Annotated in this window: 20 protein-coding genes; 12 read left to right on the top strand and 8 right to left on the bottom strand. The window is 40.0% G+C overall.

Annotation, left to right across the window (positions count from 1 at the left end; translation table 11 throughout):
- The first annotated feature begins 398 nt into the window (after positions 1-398).
- From C2M30_RS16025 to C2M30_RS15975, 11 genes are all read left to right on the top strand, one after another.
- On the top strand, positions 399-680 hold the full coding sequence (locus C2M30_RS16025) for a hypothetical protein (RefSeq protein ID WP_158683497.1): 282 nt from the start codon (positions 399-401) through the stop codon (positions 678-680).
- Between the two features lie 978 nt (positions 681-1,658).
- On the top strand, positions 1,659-2,222 hold the full coding sequence (locus C2M30_RS16020; protein WP_158683495.1) for a TonB-dependent receptor plug domain-containing protein: 564 nt from the start codon (positions 1,659-1,661) through the stop codon (positions 2,220-2,222).
- A 17-nt stretch (positions 2,223-2,239) separates the two neighbouring features.
- On the top strand, positions 2,240-3,628 hold the full coding sequence (locus C2M30_RS16015; protein ID WP_105172403.1) for a TonB-dependent receptor plug domain-containing protein: 1,389 nt from the start codon (positions 2,240-2,242) through the stop codon (positions 3,626-3,628).
- A 170-nt stretch (positions 3,629-3,798) separates the two neighbouring features.
- Complete coding sequence (locus tag C2M30_RS16010) at positions 3,799-4,137, top strand: DMT family transporter (RefSeq protein WP_105172402.1); 339 nt, start codon at positions 3,799-3,801, stop codon at positions 4,135-4,137.
- Positions 4,137-4,823, top strand: a complete 687-nt coding sequence (locus C2M30_RS16005; RefSeq protein ID WP_105172401.1) for a hypothetical protein — start codon at positions 4,137-4,139, stop codon at positions 4,821-4,823. The genes C2M30_RS16010 and C2M30_RS16005 overlap by 1 nt, the downstream gene beginning before the upstream one ends.
- Positions 4,824-4,984: 161 nt before the next feature.
- Positions 4,985-5,389, top strand: a complete 405-nt coding sequence (locus C2M30_RS16000; RefSeq protein WP_105172400.1) for a DUF1801 domain-containing protein — start codon at positions 4,985-4,987, stop codon at positions 5,387-5,389.
- 85 nt (positions 5,390-5,474) lie between these two features.
- A complete protein-coding gene (locus C2M30_RS15995) occupies positions 5,475-5,819 on the top strand; it encodes a hypothetical protein (RefSeq protein WP_105172399.1) in 345 nt (114 codons plus the stop codon).
- 84 nt (positions 5,820-5,903) lie between these two features.
- Positions 5,904-6,710 (top strand): alpha/beta fold hydrolase, encoded by an 807-nt coding sequence (locus tag C2M30_RS15990; protein ID WP_105172398.1) that lies wholly within the window; start codon positions 5,904-5,906, stop codon positions 6,708-6,710.
- A gap of 23 nt (positions 6,711-6,733) precedes the next feature.
- Entirely contained in the window at positions 6,734-7,315 is a 582-nt protein-coding gene (locus tag C2M30_RS15985) for a class I SAM-dependent DNA methyltransferase (RefSeq protein ID WP_105172397.1), read from the top strand.
- Positions 7,316-7,375: 60 nt separating this feature from the next.
- Positions 7,376-7,663 (top strand): YciI family protein, encoded by a 288-nt coding sequence (locus tag C2M30_RS15980; RefSeq protein WP_105172396.1) that lies wholly within the window; start codon positions 7,376-7,378, stop codon positions 7,661-7,663.
- 169 nt (positions 7,664-7,832) lie between these two features.
- Positions 7,833-9,062, top strand: a complete 1,230-nt coding sequence (locus C2M30_RS15975) for a glycerophosphodiester phosphodiesterase family protein (RefSeq protein ID WP_105172395.1) — start codon at positions 7,833-7,835, stop codon at positions 9,060-9,062.
- A 310-nt stretch (positions 9,063-9,372) separates the two neighbouring features.
- Here the strand turns inward: C2M30_RS15975 and C2M30_RS15970 are convergent, their stop codons facing one another.
- From C2M30_RS15970 to C2M30_RS15960, 3 genes are all read right to left on the bottom strand, one after another.
- Positions 9,373-9,813, bottom strand: a complete 441-nt coding sequence (locus C2M30_RS15970; RefSeq protein WP_100915781.1) for a GyrI-like domain-containing protein — start codon at positions 9,811-9,813, stop codon at positions 9,373-9,375.
- A 103-nt stretch (positions 9,814-9,916) separates the two neighbouring features.
- On the bottom strand, positions 9,917-11,245 hold the full coding sequence (locus C2M30_RS15965; protein WP_105172394.1) for a GAF domain-containing sensor histidine kinase: 1,329 nt from the start codon (positions 11,243-11,245) through the stop codon (positions 9,917-9,919).
- The gene (locus C2M30_RS15960) at positions 11,245-12,141 is read right to left on the bottom strand and encodes a DUF3369 domain-containing protein (RefSeq protein WP_105172393.1); all 897 of its coding nucleotides are present in this window, start codon (positions 12,139-12,141) and stop codon (positions 11,245-11,247) included. Before C2M30_RS15960 ends, C2M30_RS15965 begins: the two co-directional genes overlap by 1 nt.
- A gap of 373 nt (positions 12,142-12,514) precedes the next feature.
- On the opposite strand from C2M30_RS15960, the gene C2M30_RS15955 reads away from it, so the two are divergent.
- A complete protein-coding gene (locus C2M30_RS15955) occupies positions 12,515-13,489 on the top strand; it encodes a helix-turn-helix domain-containing protein (RefSeq protein ID WP_105172392.1) in 975 nt (324 codons plus the stop codon).
- 19 nt (positions 13,490-13,508) lie between these two features.
- On the opposite strand, the gene C2M30_RS15950 is transcribed toward C2M30_RS15955, so the two are convergent.
- The 5 genes from C2M30_RS15950 to C2M30_RS15930 all read right to left on the bottom strand — a co-directional run bounded on the left by C2M30_RS15950 (position 13,509) and on the right by C2M30_RS15930 (position 16,406).
- Positions 13,509-13,937: a GNAT family N-acetyltransferase gene (locus tag C2M30_RS15950; protein WP_105172391.1), complete on the bottom strand. Its 429-nt coding sequence runs from the start codon at positions 13,935-13,937 to the stop codon at positions 13,509-13,511.
- Positions 13,938-13,948: 11 nt separating this feature from the next.
- Positions 13,949-14,590: a glutathione S-transferase family protein gene (locus tag C2M30_RS15945; RefSeq protein WP_105172390.1), complete on the bottom strand. Its 642-nt coding sequence runs from the start codon at positions 14,588-14,590 to the stop codon at positions 13,949-13,951.
- A 43-nt stretch (positions 14,591-14,633) separates the two neighbouring features.
- Positions 14,634-15,275: a glutathione S-transferase family protein gene (locus C2M30_RS15940; protein ID WP_105172389.1), complete on the bottom strand. Its 642-nt coding sequence runs from the start codon at positions 15,273-15,275 to the stop codon at positions 14,634-14,636.
- A gap of 15 nt (positions 15,276-15,290) precedes the next feature.
- The gene (locus C2M30_RS15935; protein ID WP_105172388.1) at positions 15,291-15,920 is read right to left on the bottom strand and encodes a DUF6058 family natural product biosynthesis protein; all 630 of its coding nucleotides are present in this window, start codon (positions 15,918-15,920) and stop codon (positions 15,291-15,293) included.
- A gap of 66 nt (positions 15,921-15,986) precedes the next feature.
- On the bottom strand, positions 15,987-16,406 hold the full coding sequence (locus tag C2M30_RS15930; protein ID WP_105172983.1) for a hypothetical protein: 420 nt from the start codon (positions 16,404-16,406) through the stop codon (positions 15,987-15,989).
- Positions 16,407-16,416 lie beyond the last annotated feature (10 nt).

The raw sequence follows: 16,416 nt of genomic DNA, 5'->3' as shown, positions 1-16,416 counted from the left end.
ATACTACTAGAATTCAGTGATGTTCTTTTTTCCGAGAGTAAGCTATTCATTTCTTAGGTTTTAGACAAATTACCAAATCACTTCCATAGTTATTTTGTATCCACCTAAATATCTTCAGTTTTGCGCTGTGTTTGTGAAACTGAGTCATTCTAGTAACAAAAATTCCAGTTTTAAGTGATTTTAATGAAAAAATTCCAGAGTTACGTGATTTTGAAATTTAAAAGAATGTTTTTTAACCTCTTGAAAGGAAGTAAAAACCTTAAATTGGAATTCTGGAGTTAGGTGAGTTTATACAGGTTTCTGACGTTGACAATATTTCTGAAATTTGTGGCCGACAAAAGCATCCTTGGCATGTTTGGCTTACACATAAATTCGCAAATATTGTTTTGGCAGAGATTTTGTTGTTTGTCTCTTTGCTAATAACAACCGTGGTATTAACTTACTTACTTGAATGGACAATGATGCTCAGTATCGCTTTTTTTATTGCAGTAAGTTTGTTTTCTATGTGGGTGAGCGGATTAGTGGGGTGGCATACTCTGCACTTGTACATTATCTGCCAAAATTTGACAGAAAATGAAGATCATCCGCTCGCGCTACTGGTTGATGTCGAGCAAGACAATGAATTAAAGCAGGTCGTTTCAGGCTATTCATCAAGTAAATTAACGCTGCTTGTCGAGTAGCCCTTAACTAAGGGCTAACTTAGTCTTTAGCCCTTTAGAACCAACAAGCTTCATGTCGCATTGCACACAAGTTCCTGTGCAGGAAACACAAACAATGTTGCACTCTAACAATTAAAGCTATAAGAAACTCATCCCAAACCGCTCACGCTTAATCAAAATAATAACATTGTGCAAAACATCTTAACCGAAATGCTATACCGTTATCGGTGTGTATAAACTCATCTAACTCGAGAATCTGAACTTAGATTAATTTCACTAAAACAGCTGGTTAGGCTAATTTAAACAAAAAATTGGCAGCTTTTTTTCTAAATTTTAGCGATTTTTATCAATTATTTTTTCTGAGGTTTCCATCTTGATAAAATGGCGTTTTGAGGGTTCTGGTCATCTAACACTATTAACATAATTCTTGAAAAAGACGTTCAACTAACACGTCTTCCCACAAAACGTGTTTATAAGAATGCCGCACAAGAGCGAATTGCAGCCGTTAAATAAACTATTCCATTCCCATATCAAATTTTTCGTTGTTTGAAGTAAAAATCACGCCTATTCCATTTCTTAATAATTACTTCCCCCTTAATAATATTAACAGGCAATTTGCCCGTTTTCTGCGACTTATAAAATGTTAATTCTCAAATAACTACCTGACTAGTAACCACTAATCATTAGTGTTATAAATTGCTTTAGGATGTAAACAGGCGATGTTGCCGTAGAAAAATAGGCAACTTGCCTCTTAATAAGTCAATATGTGAAGTTTCAGTATGCTTTCCTGCTATTGCTATCTTAATTCATGTTGTTTGGTCGACAAATTTAAAAGTATAACCTTGCCCGTTTAAATGCCAAATTAGCATAAAGCACTACTCTAAAGAGTTGATAAAAAGAGCAATGCTTCTAAACTATACATATGCCCTGCTCACCATTAATTCTGTGATGATTTTCAAATACCTTATCACCTATATACTCTGTGTTTTGTTAATTTTTTTGAGTGGGTTATCGTTTGAAGCATCCGCTCAAACCCCGAGCTCTGAGACTGACCTTTTCTCCCTATCCATTCAAGAATTAATTGACATCGAAATTGATATCGCGTCCAACGATAAAAAAGGCATTAATGAACAACCAAGTGTCATAACATTGATCACTCGCAGTACCATTGAGAGTTCTGGTGCACGTTATTTAAAAGATTTATTAAAACAGGTACCTGGTTTTTGGATTGGCACCGATACCTTGGGCACATTCTCGGTGAGCTTTCGTGGCATTTGGGGCATGGAAGCTAAAATATTATTGATTATTGACGGCATTGAACAAAATGAAATGGCATTTGGCTCACTTGTTTTGGGAAATCGCTATCCAGTAAGTAATATCTCTCAGGTAGAGATCATTCGTGGTCCTGGGTCCGTTAAATATGGTGGTCAAGCTGCTTTAGCTGTAATCCGCGTCACCACACTCAACCAAGCTACCAGCGACAATAAACTCAACCTGATGACTGACATTAGTAAATCGGGTTTTCATAATGGCATTGTTGGTTTTACTCACTCGGGCGAATAACACTTAAATCTTCCCAGTTGGAATATGGGCTATCTGGTAGTTTAGGCTATGGTGATTACAGTAATGCCACTTGGCAAGCCCTTGACGGTTATCAGTTTAACCTGCAAAACAATAGCAACTCGCAACCGACTAACCTAAGTATGAATCTGCGCTATAACGGTTGGGATTTAAATGCACAGTATGAAAAGTTAAAACAAGAAGACCGCCTATTGTTTGGCGACTCGGGATTATTTTTTTCGCCAAACCAGCGTTACACGCAAGCCAATGAATTAACTTTTTTACATCAGGCGATTAGTTTAGGTAAAGAGTGGCAGCTTAATGATAAGCTCGCGTTAAGCAGTAAATTAACTTATACCAGTCAAAAACCATGGAATAGCCAAGGGCAATATGGTCATGATCTTTCACGCAAAATAAACCGCTCACGTGTCGATGTACAAGGTCTGTATGCATTAGCTGATAACAGCAGCCTATTGATTGGCTCTCATTATTATTATGAAAAAGCCGAGGTTAGCCAATCTTATATTTTCGACCCAACAGTACGATATTTTGGCAGTAATAACGCGTCAAACAATGATTATTCGTTGTACGCCCAATACGAATCTGATTGGGATTTTGCCAACGTGCTTGCCGGTATCCGCTACGAAAATCACGATTTAGCCGGGCCTGAGCTGGTACCTAGGCTGTCACTTACCAAAACTTGGGATAAACTTCATACAAAATTAATCTACAACGAGGCATTTAAAATACCGCAATTTGATACCGTAGCTAGTGCACACAATGCAGGCACTCCCATCTTAGATCCCGAAACCAGTAAAAGCTGGGAAATGGAAACAGGTTATCAATTAACCGAAGCGACGTCACTCGTAGGTAACTTGTATTTATTACAAGTAGATAATTTTATTGGTTTTAATCCGCAATCAGCCAGTAATACAACACTCGGTGACTTTAGAACAATGGGTATGGAGCTACAACTTAAGTGGCAATTAGATAAGCTCCATGTCAACGCCAATTATTCATACTTCACCGTTGAAAAAAGTAATATTGATTCCTTTACAATTCCCTCAAACAAAGATGCGGTTTTGGGTATTCCAAACCACATGTTTAAGGCTGATTTCCACTATCGTTTTACAGCCAATTCGCGTTTTCATCTACTGGCTAGAGTTATTTCGGGTCAATATGCTTGCACAAATGATCCAAATTTAATCTGTGGCGAGCCAGAAAAGTTAGATACGATTTATGATGTTGATGCTTTCTATCAATTTAGAACCACTCATACTTTATGGAATTTTGGCATAAAGAACCTCTTTAATAGCAATGTTTACGCGGTACAGCCTTTTAAAGGGGGGCAATCACCTATAAGCCACGAAAGCACGCGCGTAATGTTAGATTTTCAATATTCGTTTTAACAAAAGCGCACGACTTACTAGCATACACAAGTGACATATTTAGCCATTAAAAGGGTGTTGCAGATGCGTTTAGCTTTTGCTATTTTTAGCGTCCGTTAGGAAGTAAGGACGACCTTACCGCTCCATTTTCATCGGGGACGGCCCCACCAAATATTTATTAGGTGGCGTTTATGTTCTTGAGTTATTTAGCACTAATCGGTGCATCACTTTTCGAAATTTTATGGGTTGCGCTACTCGGCGCTCACACATCCGCAAAATCTCATTTTTACGTTCTTATGCTATGCACTTGCATGGGTTTGAGCTTGTATCTGCTTGGCGTTGCCAGTAAAACAATCCCAATAACGGTGTCGTATGCTATTTGGGTTGGTCTTGGCATTTTAGGGCAAGCACTTATTCAACATTTCGTGTTTAAAAACACCCTGTCGATTACTGCTTGGGTATTTACATGCACCCTCACTATCAGTGTTTTAGGGTTACTTTTTTCACAAACAAAGCATGGAGTTATGTAATGAAAATCATATTGCCAATTATTTTATCCATTTTACTTGGTGTTGCTAACGGTGCCTCTGCGAAAAACAGCAACCACCAGCATAACGCGCGAGTTGGTTTACATGGCATGCTGCTTTTTTCAGATGGGCAATCACTTTATGCGTCGCACTTACCTATGTTTCATGCTCCCCACGACATGCAGTTAATTGTACGTTTTGAGCTCGCCAACAGTGTAAATCACACTAAGTTGCGAAATGCGCTAGTAAATAACTCAAATTATTGGACGCTATCACCAGAACGATTTGACCTAACCCAGCTAGCCCAAAATAAAAAAGGAATATGGCAGTTTACGGCTGATCTATACTCAGATCATTTTGAACGCGGTGGAACGCTTGAATTACCTCATCAAAACATCATTGTGAAAGACGTTATTTTTAGGCAACAGCTTAATAGAGATATGCCAAAAACTGCGGAATACATTCGCCTCACACCCAATGGCGTAACAAGGCAATTCTATGCCCGTATTATTGAAGGTAAACCTGGAGTTGATCACTTGTTTTGGATTAACAGCGCATCATCGCTAATGCAAAAATTTAGCATAGAAGGTATGAGCACAAGTCTTAGTAATGAGGAAATTGCACACCAACTCAATGTTAATCCAATCAAAGTTCACGCATACTACCTAGAGCATGGCGATTTAAAATAGCGTTTAAGGTAGTTAAAACCATTTTTAGCAAAGAGTGCTACTCGCCCGCGGTATAAATAAACTTGATTAAGTACCAGAGCGTATTAGCCTCTTTGCTCTAATTATTTATGACCAAAACATAAATAAGATTTACCTGATCCCAATTAATAGCAGGAAGCAACATGAACAATGAAGTACAACAGCGTTTGCGCACTTACCCTCTTCACGTGCAGCAACGTTTAGAAGAATTGCGCAGCCTAATATTTTCACTGGCAACAGAATTAAACTTAGGCGATGTTGACGAGTGTTTAAAATGGGGCGAGCCAAGTTACAGTGTGAAATCAGGTACGCCAATACGCATGGACTGGAAGCCCAAAAACCCTCAATACTATGCATTGTATTTTAACTGCCGCACCAAGCTTGTCGATACGTTTCGAGAACTCTATCGCGATACACTTGAATTTCAAGCAAACAGAGCAATTATATTGCCGCTCAATAAGCCTTTACCGCATCATATTATTCGCCAATGTTTAACACTCGCATTAACCTATCAGCGGTGTAAACACCTGCCGTTACTAGGCGCTTAACAAATTAATTAATACAGTTATTTACAATACATGTACCTAAAATTAAGTCATAATCGTGCAAATACGTTAATCAGAATATTGCCACATGAATAAGCTTAAGATTTTAAAATGGTGTATCGCAACGTCTCTTGTTGTTAGCGCATTAATTTTTGTGAACACCGCATTTTTTAATTATTGGACCATAAGCTTGCCCGATAAAAGCGATTTTTCTTGGAATGAGCACAGTAAACACAATTTAATGTGGGCCGCATCGTGCACATTATTTGCAGTTATTATTCTCAAAAAGTCGCACAGAAAATTTAAAGCCTGGTTAGCAGTTGCTGCAATCACCCTCTCTGTTACGCCGTTCTTAAACGAATTTTTACACTCAGACACCTGCTTAGATGCAGGTGGAAGTTGGAATTACAGTAAATACACCTGTGAGTATTAGGCTATTTGGCTAAGAACAATCTGGTATTAGTTTTCGCCTTTGTATAAAAACGTTGCCCTCCCATCACCATAGTAAGGAGTTATTTTGAAATTTTGGTTGTTATTCGCAAGTTCACTGCTCACTTTTAATGTTTTCGCTACCGCCCAATTTACAAAAGTAAAAGGGGTTACCGTCGAATACCAAATGACTGGTAGCGGTGAGCATACCATTTTATTAGAAGCCGGAGGTTCGGCAGGTTTATCCGATTGGGACCCTATTTTCAATACGCTAACTCAGCATGCACGTGTTATTCGCTATTCGCGTATTGGCAATGGCGGTTCGCAAAAAATAACTAAAAACTACAGCTCAGAAGAATATGCAGAAGAGGCGAATTTGCTACTTGCTGCACTAAAAATTAAAAAACCCGTGGTATTAATTGCCCATTCTTACGGCGCTTACATCGCAAGACGATTTGCGGCAACTTACCCAACACAAGTAAGCGCATTAATGCTGATTGAGCCAGCATCAGAGCACGATGTCGATATCATGCGCCAAATTAACTTAGCGCAGGCAGAAAAAGAAATTGCGCAAGTAAAACTCGACGACCAAGCAAATGGACTCTCTAACCAATATTTAGATTTTTGGTCTAAGCGCCCACTGCCCGACTACCCACAAATTCCAGATATTCCGGTTACCGTCATTGCCTCAATAAAACACTACCCCGAGCCAGCGCTCTTATTTTTTACCGACAAAGCCCGTGAACTGTGGGGCAAACTGCATACCGATTGGGCCAATGATTTTCCGCAAGGAAAGGCTGTATTAACCGATAAAAGCTACCATTACCCACAAAATGATGAACCCGAAATGGTTGTGAGCGAAATACGTGCTTTACTTGCGCGCATTAAACCTTAAAAACTTTTTAAACAGGAATAAATATGAGCAACAGTTGGGATGAATATGCCGATGGCTGGGACAACAACCAAGATGTAGTCCTCTACGCACAAAACGCGTTCAAATCACTTACACAATATACAGAACTAAATGGCCTGCGAGTGCTCGATTTTGGCTGTGGCACAGGCTTACTTACAGAAAAAATTGCGAAACAAGCCACAGAGGTCATTGCCATTGATACATCAGCAAAAATGATTGATGTGTTAAACGCAAAATCGCTTACCAATGTCAAAACGCTTTGTTGTGAACTTTCAGAACACGAAATTAAAAATAACCCATTGTTAACAGAAGGTTTTGACTTAATTGTTGCATCATCAGTGTGTGCGTTTGTGCCAAATTACCAGCAGTTATTAACTTTGTTTAAACGCTTGTTAAACCAAAGCGGTACGTTTGTACAGTGGGATTGGCAACGCAACGAGCAGGATGATTTTGGTTTTACTCCAGAGATGATCAGCCAAGGTTATGAAAACGCAAATTTGCTTGTTGAAAACGTGACTAACGCATTTTCATTAACCAGCAGCAATAGTACGATGCAGGTATTAATGGGCATCGCTAAAAACAACTAAAGCGTATTAGCCTTTACGCGCTAATAATCAGACTTTGCTTTTATAAATCAAGGACGACATATGTTTATTATTTCACTCACCTATCAAGTGCCCCTAAACGAGGTTGATAAATTTATACCTGAGCACATTGAATACCTAAATGCCCAATATGAAAAAGGGCATTTTGTTTTATCGGGCCGAAAAGAACCAAGAACAGGTGGCGTGATCATTTCAACGATTAACGATCGCAAAACACTTGAGCGCGAACTCGCACACGACCCTTTTTATCGTGAAAACATAGCCAGCTACGAGATAACAGAAGTTACACCGACTAAAGCAGCTACCGAGCTCAAGTTTTTGATTGATTAGCCAATGTCATTTAGGCAAGGCCGTAAAATAGCAAACTCACATCGCTAGTACGCAAGTATTGATACACCACACCAAGGTTAATATGCGCATTGCCAAAAATAATGTGTTGTTTCTCATTTTGTCATTTTATTGTGCTGTAATGGGTAAATCATAACCATAAGGGCGATTTATGCGCGCGATAATTTTCTTGATAATTCTGCTTCTTAGTGGCTGCCAAAGCGTGTCACAAACACATAATGAAAAAGTTGAAGTGGGTGTACGCCCATATTATCTCGTCTCGCAAATGGACAACTCACCACTTAAAACTCAGCTTGAAAGTTGTAATACAAATACCTTTAAAAAATCCGATTTTTCAATAGGTCATCGCGGAGCGCCACTGCAATTTCCAGAACATACCAAAGAGTCTTACCTTGCTGCAGCAAAAATGGGCGCAGGCATTTTAGAATGTGATGTTGCCTTTACCAAAGACCAAGCCCTAGTATGTAGACATTCGCAATGTGACTTGCACCAAACAACAAACGTGCTAGCAAAGCCAAAATTGGCTAAAAAATGCCGAATACCCTTTACTCCAGGTGACAAGTCCCTTGGCAAAAAAGCACAGGTAGAATGCTGCACATCAGATTTTACACTCGCAGAATTTTTGCAGTTATCAGGGAAAATGGACGGCGCCAATGTGTACGCCAAAACGCCGCAAGACTACCTAACTGGCACACCTAATTGGCGCACTGATTTATATGCTGCTAACGGCACTTTAATGACTCACCAACAAAGCATAGAACTGTTTAAAAGCCTAGATGTAAAAATGACACCTGAGCTTAAAAAGCCCCAAGTAACAATGCCGTTTGATGGATTGTCACAACACGAATACGCAAAAAAGCTGATTAGCGAATATAAACAAGCAGGTATTTCTCCAAGTGATGTCTTTGTGCAATCGTTTGAGCTTGACGATTTACAATACTGGATTAAACACCATCCTGATTTTGCCAAACAAGCCGTGTACTTAGACGATGGCTATGAACAACAAAGATTTGATCATAATAACCCCGCAACGTGGCAATATAGCATGAGCGAATTAAAAGCCATGGGCATCAATATTATTGCGCCACCACTTTGGGTGTTGGTAAGTTTAGATGAAAATAATCAACTGATTGAATCAGCCTATGCGCTAGAGGCAAAAAAAGCCGGACTAAAAATAATTACATGGACGTTAGAGCGCTCAGGGCAACTCACGCAAGGTGGCGGTTTTTATTATCAATCAGTTAAACCGGCAATCAAAAATGAAGGCTTTACCTTAGAGTTGCTCGACTTTCTCGCTAAAAAAGTGGGTGTAATTGGGGTATTTAGTGATTGGCCCGCCACCACTACTTTTTACAGCAACTGCGCGTTATCGCGCAGTTGAGGCATAGCTTAAAGTGTCATAACACAACACAGTAATTTTGGCAGTTATATACTGCCAACGCAGTGAAAAAGCGCTACAAGTAATCACCAACCAAACAGCAATTAGGCTTAAATATCATACTGTTTTCAGTTTAAGCAGCCTTTACATTTAAAGTAAACAGGAAATGCAGCAAACGACAATGAAAATGGATTTAACTTTTGTTGACAGTGTGGGCATTTGTTCATGGCGCTAACGATTGATATTAAACAGTTTTTAATATTGTGGTGGCTGAAAGTAAAATCAGCTCACCCACTTAAACACAGCTATCGTGTTATTTTACCGCAATACATACGTCTATTTGATTGCCATTTGGGTAGTATTCAAAGTCAGTGGTAAATAAGCGTTGATGCTCACACGCATCACCTGCGAAATACTGCCAAACTTGCGTCCACGCATCTATTGCGATTTGTGGCATCTCACCTTTATGGCTAAACACCAAATACTTGCCTTCGTTAATCGTAATTGCTTCTAGATTATCTGGGTAAGATGTACCGTCAAACCCTGCTAGCACATTAAACATGCCGGTGTGATCTGATTCATAATCGTAATAAACGCCGTAAACTCGTTCACCACCTTGATAGTTTACCGGTACCTTTGCATCAAACGTTTGCCAAAGACCCGGAATTTTACCATTTGGCCCCATTTCAGCATCGTTATTAGTTCTTGTTGAGATACCATGAATAATCGTTTCACTAACGTGTCGTAATTCCATTACCAGCCTAATATTTGATTATTATTTGCCGCGCAGCATGACATAAATGCGCCCGCTATAAAAGTCAGAAACCAAAACCCAAAAACTTTAGTTTAAAAATTAGTTACTTGCCCGCGAAATAAACACTTACTTTGGTGCCTTTATTTTGTTCGCTGTTAATAACCAAGCGCCCATTTAACGACCCCGTAACTAAATTGTGCACTATGCTCATACCAAGCCCCATGCCGCCCGATTTACGGTCTGTTGTAAAAAATGGGTCAAGAATATGTGCTTGTGTGTCTTCGTCCATACCAATACCGTTATCGGCTATTTCCAGCGCATAATTTGTAGCATCGCCACTTAGCCTAATGGTAATGACCTTTTCAGCTTGGTTGTGCGTTTTTGGAAAGGCGTGTTTTATCGCGTTCGATACTAAATTAGTCACCACTTGAGCTAAACGCGACGGGTACGTATTTACAATTAACGCGTAAGGTGGCAGTTCAAGTTTAAATTGAATACCCGCATTTTTTAGCATTGGTTTTAAACTTGTAGAAATAGACGATATCCACTCAACCAAATTGACGTCGCTTTTCGGATCCGTATGAAAATCGGTCGCGATTTGCTTAAAGTTAACCACCAATTCACTGGCGCGGTTTAAATTAAACTCAACACTTTCGCCCGCCTCTTTAGCATCAATTAGAAAAGCGTCTAAATCATGCTTGCTGAGCGTATTGCTCGCTAACTTTTTAGCAAGCTGATTTACCCCAGCAAGTACCGTTGAATTACCTAACATAGCAACACCTAACGGCGTATTTACTTCGTGTGCAACACCTGCCACTAAACGCCCTAGCGACGCCAATTTTTCTTGTTCGATAAGTTGTTTTTGCGAACTTTTTAACTGCTTTAATGCGCTTTCTAATTCATGGGTGCGCGACGCTACTTTTTGCTCAAGTGATTGGTTTAATTCAAACAATGCGTGTTCTTTTTCAGCGCGTTCTAATTCAGCGGAAATACGTCCGGCAAATAGTTCAAATAACGACGCAACCTCTTCGGCGTTTTCGATTGGTTTACTGTAAAGCGCTACAACTAAGCCGAATACTGCGCCTTTAGAATCGTGCAACGGTGCGCCAATGTAACCATCGATGCCCATATCGATAAGCAGTTGATCTTTAGGGTATAAGTTACAAATTTCACTGGGGAAAATACATGTAGAATCGTCACTTACATCAGCACACGGGGTGAATTCCAGCGAGTATTCAAAATTTTCGGCAAATTCATCACCTGCCACTAACGACATCGTTTGGGATACATTGCGTATCGCATCTAATTTGGCAATAAAGGTAAACTGCGCGCCAATTGATTTATGCAGCTGCATCGTAATGGTATCTAAAAAATCTTTACCATAAGACGATTTAAGCGAGGTTATGATTTTATCAATATTGAAATGTATCATCACTTTGCTCCATTCACTTTGCTGATCAGGGCACACACATGTTCAGTAAATATTTCCACCAGCTCTATGGCATTGTTATCGAGCTCAGTGTCCACTTCTAGCACCACCACAGCTTCAATTTCATTTTCGCTTTTATAATAAATTCCGGCGAAATTGCCTTGGTAAGTAAGCTGTTTGGCAGCGGTAACCGTGTTAATAAAGTCAGGTACATCAATGGCTGAAGAACTATCACTTTGCGCGTTAATTACCGTGGTATTAGTGCTTTTTATATTGATAACCGACGCTTTGCGCTTATTGATCACCAGTTCTGCTTCATAGGCGTCTAGCACATCGCTCAAATAGGTGAGTAAATTTGTCGAAAACGATTCAATATCGGCGAGCTTATCGACTTTTAGCACCGAATTTAGCAAGGCTTTTAACGCATTTTTGTAGCTGCACAAACGGGAAATATCGCGAAACGAACGTAATGAGGTATAGAACAAATGATGCAAGCTATCGACGGTAATTTCGGTTTTGGCTTTGTAACCGTCAATATCGTAGTTTTTAATCACTTCGCTCTCTGGTGCAAGTCCGGCTTGCCCTGTTCTTAACACGATACGCGTATCGCGATTATTTAACTCACCACGAATAAAGTTAACGAGCTTTAAACCCGCATCGTCAGTTTCCATTACAACATCGAGCAAAATAACGGCCACATCGAGATGTTCGCGCAAAAGCGCTCTTGCTTCGCTGCCACTATAGGCACTGTAAAATTCAAGGCGCCGCCCCATAAACTCGAACGTCTTCATTGCTAACTTTGTTGCTTTGTGTACTTCTAAATCGTCATCAACAATTACTACTTTCCATGGTTTACGGTTATTTGTAATTGTTTCTGATTCTTCGGCAAGCCAATCCATCTTTTATCCAGCAATCGTTATTTTGCATACCAATCTATCAACTAAAGTTATTTCACAAAAGGACTTAAATCAAAACTAAGTAAGAAAACTAAAAGCGCATAAATATAACTTAGCGTTTTTGAACTTGCCGGTTTGTTTTCTGAATATTGCGATAGGGCTGCAACAAAAGCGCGGCAAAAAAATTATAAAAACGCATAAACAATTTACTGGTCGATTAATCAATAAGCGGTATGCTAGAAAGTAAAAAATCGCCGTTTTTTAGCAAAAATAAGTAAATGCAACTGCCAGTTGACAAGATTCAAAGCCAGCTTGCTAGTGTGCAACCGTTGAAATTCCTAAGCTAGAGGCAATTTAACAAACAGAGTAACGAACAATGATCTTATCCGAGAAAATAATTACATTAAGAAAGCAACTGGGCTGGTCACAAGAAGAATTAGCCGAAAAAATGGGCGTATCGCGCCAATCGGTTTCAAAATGGGAGAGCACCAACAGCATTCCTGATTTAAATAAAATAATCAAATTGGCCGAACTGTTTAATGTCTCAACCGACTTTTTATTAAAAGACGAAATCGAAACGGCTGAACACTTAGAAGAGCGCGACAATGACTTAACACAAATTAGCCTAGAGCAAGCTATCGACTACGTAAACACCAAAAAAGCCCAAGCTATTCTCACGGCAAAAGGCGTCGCATTTTTTGTATGCTCGGCTGTGCCGTTGTTTTTTCTGTTGGCATTAGCCAATAACAACAGCATTGGGTTAAATAAAAATACCGCAGTGGTGTTTGGCATAATTTCAATTTTTATTCTAATTGCAGCAGGTGTGCGTTTGGTGATCCAAACCAATCAATATGAGCGTGCCATTGCTCCCATTGAAAAAGGTAAATTTGAATTGATGTATGGTGTGCATAGTGCCTTTAGTGAGAAAATCGACGCATTCACACCTAAGTACAACGGCAAAGTATCGCTCGCTGTGACCTTATTTATTTCCAGTAGCATTCCATTATTGTTAGTTATTATGCTGATTGGTCGCACCGATTTAACCTTGCTGATGCTCGCCGCGTTATTGTTTATCGTTACCTTAGGTTTATGGGTGATTATTCCCGCATCAAGTGAATATGAAGCCTATAAACATGTATTAAACGAAGGGGATAAAAACCGCGAACTCACCCAAAGTGAACGCAACGCACTCAAACTTGCACCGTTTTATTGGCCTTTAGTGGTCGCTATTTTCTTAGCCTGGAGCTTATGGACAATGAACTGGGGCGTTACTTGGATTATTTGGCCTGTGGCAGCCGTGCTATTTGCCGCGCTGGTTGGCTTGATGGGTTTGTTAAATAAAGAGCAATAACAAAAAGCCGCTTAGCACATTAACTGCTAAGCGGCGTCTCATGATTTGGTGTAAATTTTTTTGTCATACCTTGGCTTTTCGGCGCAACTAATCGATAACCTAATTTTTCGTAAAAGGCTGGTTCATCAGCGATCATAGACACGTACGAGCCTTCAAGCGCGACCGATGCTAAATAGTTATCAATGTATTGCATCACCTCGCGGCCTAAGCCACGACCTTGATAGGCTGGGTCTACCGCAATATCCACCACTTCAAAATTGCACGCGCCATCTCCAACTACACGCCCCATTGCTATTAACTGCTTACCATCGCGTATCGAAATACCGTACAAACTATTCGGTAATGCAATGCTTGCCGCTTTTAGCGATTTTGCAGAAAGCCCTGCTTTAATTCGCATCTCGCAAAATTCCTCGGGGCTTGGCACGGTTTCTTGATAAATTAATGCCATAATCACGCTCGCTACGATTGATAATCGAGAAGGCTTAACCCTTCTTTTTCACACACAGTTTTTATCGCACTGTGCTGTGCGAGGTTTTTTAAAAAGCGCGCTAGATTAGTAAACGTAAGCGGTGGCTTTTTAAATTCATCAGCCCACACGCACAACATAAATAAGAAAAAATCACAGGCCGTAACGCTTTGCCCAACCAAATAATTTTTATGTTTTAGTTCATTATCAAGCAGCGCGAGCATATCGGTAATACGTGCTTCTTGCGCCTCAACAATCTGAGTTGCATTTTGTGCATCTAGGGTGTGTTTTTCAGGGTAAAAGTACACCATAAGTTCGGCTTGAATCGTATTGGTTAAATACATCATCCACTGGAAAAATACAGGGCGATTAATATCACCTGATGGCGGGATCAAATTCGCATCTGGGTGGTTTTCAGCTAAGTGAATGCAAATGGCAGGGCTTTCAAAAATAGCAGTGCCGTTATCAATTAAGGTAGGAATACGCCCCGCAGGGTTTAATGCCAAATACTCTATTGATTTTTGTTGATTATTTTTTCTGTCTACCTTAATCAACTCATACTCTACACCCAGCGCTTCAAGTATAAAATGTGGTGCCATACTGGCGTTAAGCGGATAATAATATAACTGATACACAAAACCTTCCTTTTAATGTGATTGCTATCGATAAATCATAGGGTTAGAAGTCTTCTCGGGCTTTTAGTTCGGTAAAATCACTCATCACCCAAGTTTTATAACCGGGGCGAGATTTAAGCTTTTGATACCAATTACTTACATGTTCTGGCAAGGGTATCATTAAACCTTGCGACGTTAATCGATAAATCACTGCGCCAACAACAATATCTGCAAGTGAAAGCGTGTTCCCTGCCAAGTAAGAGGTTTGCTGCAATTGCTTATTAATGGTTGCTAAACAATTAATGCAACTGTCTAAATGACGATTGACAATCATCATATCGCGTTTGTTAGGCGGCATTCGGTAATATCCCCAGAAAGTGCCCATAAAAGCAGGCTGAAAAATGGTTTGCGACCAATCGAGCCAACGTTCATACAACGAACGTTCAAACGCGCATGCCGGATACCACGTTGGGCTACCGTATTGTGCGGCTAAATACCTCAATATGGTATGCGACTCCCAAACAGCTCGGCCGTTATCAACTAATACAGGTACTTTGCCCATCGGATTGAGCTGTTTAAACTCGCAATTATCTAAACCACCAAAACGACCGCCTAGCTCAATATGCTGAAAGTCGAGATTAAGTTCAGTTAAAAGCCACAGCACTTTTTGCACATTAAACGAGGTAGTACGACCATAAAGCTTCATTATGCAGTCCTGCAATTAAAATTGGTATTTACGTCTTACTTCGTCCACTAAACGATGACGAGAACTGTTGTTTCGCTCATGTGGCGCAAACAGTGCACTGGCACAATCAAGCAAATTAACCGCTTGTTCAAGTTGTGTCAGTTGAGCGTGAGTTAAATTTTCTTGCTCGGTAAGTTCATTAATAATCACGATAGCAAACTCTTTTGCAGCAATGTCCTCTGGCAAACCAGACTGCGTACATAAACCATAAATGCCGTTTTGAAAATGCTGCCACTCGCTTTCAATATGTTGCGATAAACCATCATTTAATTTGCTATTTTGCGATGCAAACCCTTGTGCTTTAAGTTCGGCTATCGCGTTTTGATAACGCGTAGAGAACAACTCATAAGCTGAGTGCTCATCATTTATAGACTGCAAATTACCAAGCCAAGCGGTATAGCCTTTGGCATAATATTCCACTGTGTGTGCCTGGGTATGTATGCCAAAAAATGAGTCGCTTTCAACATTTAGCGCCAACTTATATGAGCACTTTGGCATAAGCCCGTTAGACTGCCACTGTTCAAACACACTTTCAGGTATTTTGCTTAGTTCAAGTAGTTGTTGTTTGGTATAAAAGTGTTCGTTTAAATAATTAATTAGTTCCAAAATAGTTACTCAATATGCAATGCGCTAAACCTAACTCAAACGGCTTAGTGAAAATCTGTAAAATCATTATAAAGTTGCCCATATTTGTTTAATGCCAATCAAATGCACTAGACCAAATACTAAGCAAATCAATGAACTCCAAAGCCAAAATTCGGGGCTTCGTCCGATAGGGGATGAAATAAAGAAAAAGCCCGCAATGCCACGCGCCAAATATATAAACGTAATTAAAATCAGCGCTAAGCGCAGTAACGGTAACTTTATCAATAGTCCTGCCGCAGAAAACGCATAGACAGACCAGATTGCGAGCACCACAAAAATAACACTCGTAATAAGCGCAGGTTGATGACTGCCTTGCTCGGCAAGCCTTGCCATTTGTTCACCTGCGCCCAACATACGATACCACGGCGCACCAAAATAAATGCACGCCAAATGCAACAAGGCGGCGCAAGCACTTAAACCGCCTGCAATTAACAAAAATACGTTCATATTTGCCTCA

Source organism: Pseudoalteromonas sp. T1lg24 (assembly GCF_002964745.1).
GTDB classification, from domain to species: domain Bacteria; phylum Pseudomonadota; class Gammaproteobacteria; order Enterobacterales; family Alteromonadaceae; genus Pseudoalteromonas; species Pseudoalteromonas spongiae.
Note: the sequence above shows the minus strand (reverse complement) of the source record. Positions and strands in the feature narration are given on the sequence as shown.

Bases quoted from the DNA above. Each gene is read 5' to 3' on its own strand.
- C2M30_RS16010 (WP_105172402.1), top strand. From the start codon at position 3,799: ATGTTCTTGAGTTATTTAGCACTAATCGGTGCATCACTTTTCGAAATT.
- C2M30_RS16005 (WP_105172401.1), top strand. From the start codon at position 4,137: ATGAAAATCATATTGCCAATTATTTTATCCATTTTACTTGGTGTTGCT.
- C2M30_RS16000 (WP_105172400.1), top strand. From the start codon at position 4,985: ATGAACAATGAAGTACAACAGCGTTTGCGCACTTACCCTCTTCACGTG.
- C2M30_RS15995 (WP_105172399.1), top strand. From the start codon at position 5,475: ATGAATAAGCTTAAGATTTTAAAATGGTGTATCGCAACGTCTCTTGTT.
- C2M30_RS15985 (WP_105172397.1), top strand. From the start codon at position 6,734: ATGAGCAACAGTTGGGATGAATATGCCGATGGCTGGGACAACAACCAA.
- C2M30_RS15980 (WP_105172396.1), top strand. From the start codon at position 7,376: ATGTTTATTATTTCACTCACCTATCAAGTGCCCCTAAACGAGGTTGAT.
- C2M30_RS15975 (WP_105172395.1), top strand. From the start codon at position 7,833: ATGCGCGCGATAATTTTCTTGATAATTCTGCTTCTTAGTGGCTGCCAA.
- C2M30_RS15970 (WP_100915781.1), bottom strand. From the start codon at position 9,813: ATGGAATTACGACACGTTAGTGAAACGATTATTCATGGTATCTCAACA.
- C2M30_RS15965 (WP_105172394.1), bottom strand. From the start codon at position 11,245: ATGATACATTTCAATATTGATAAAATCATAACCTCGCTTAAATCGTCT.
- C2M30_RS15960 (WP_105172393.1), bottom strand. From the start codon at position 12,141: ATGGATTGGCTTGCCGAAGAATCAGAAACAATTACAAATAACCGTAAA.
- C2M30_RS15955 (WP_105172392.1), top strand. From the start codon at position 12,515: ATGATCTTATCCGAGAAAATAATTACATTAAGAAAGCAACTGGGCTGG.
- C2M30_RS15950 (WP_105172391.1), bottom strand. From the start codon at position 13,937: ATGGCATTAATTTATCAAGAAACCGTGCCAAGCCCCGAGGAATTTTGC.
- C2M30_RS15940 (WP_105172389.1), bottom strand. From the start codon at position 15,275: ATGAAGCTTTATGGTCGTACTACCTCGTTTAATGTGCAAAAAGTGCTG.
- C2M30_RS15930 (WP_105172983.1), bottom strand. From the start codon at position 16,406: ATGAACGTATTTTTGTTAATTGCAGGCGGTTTAAGTGCTTGCGCCGCC.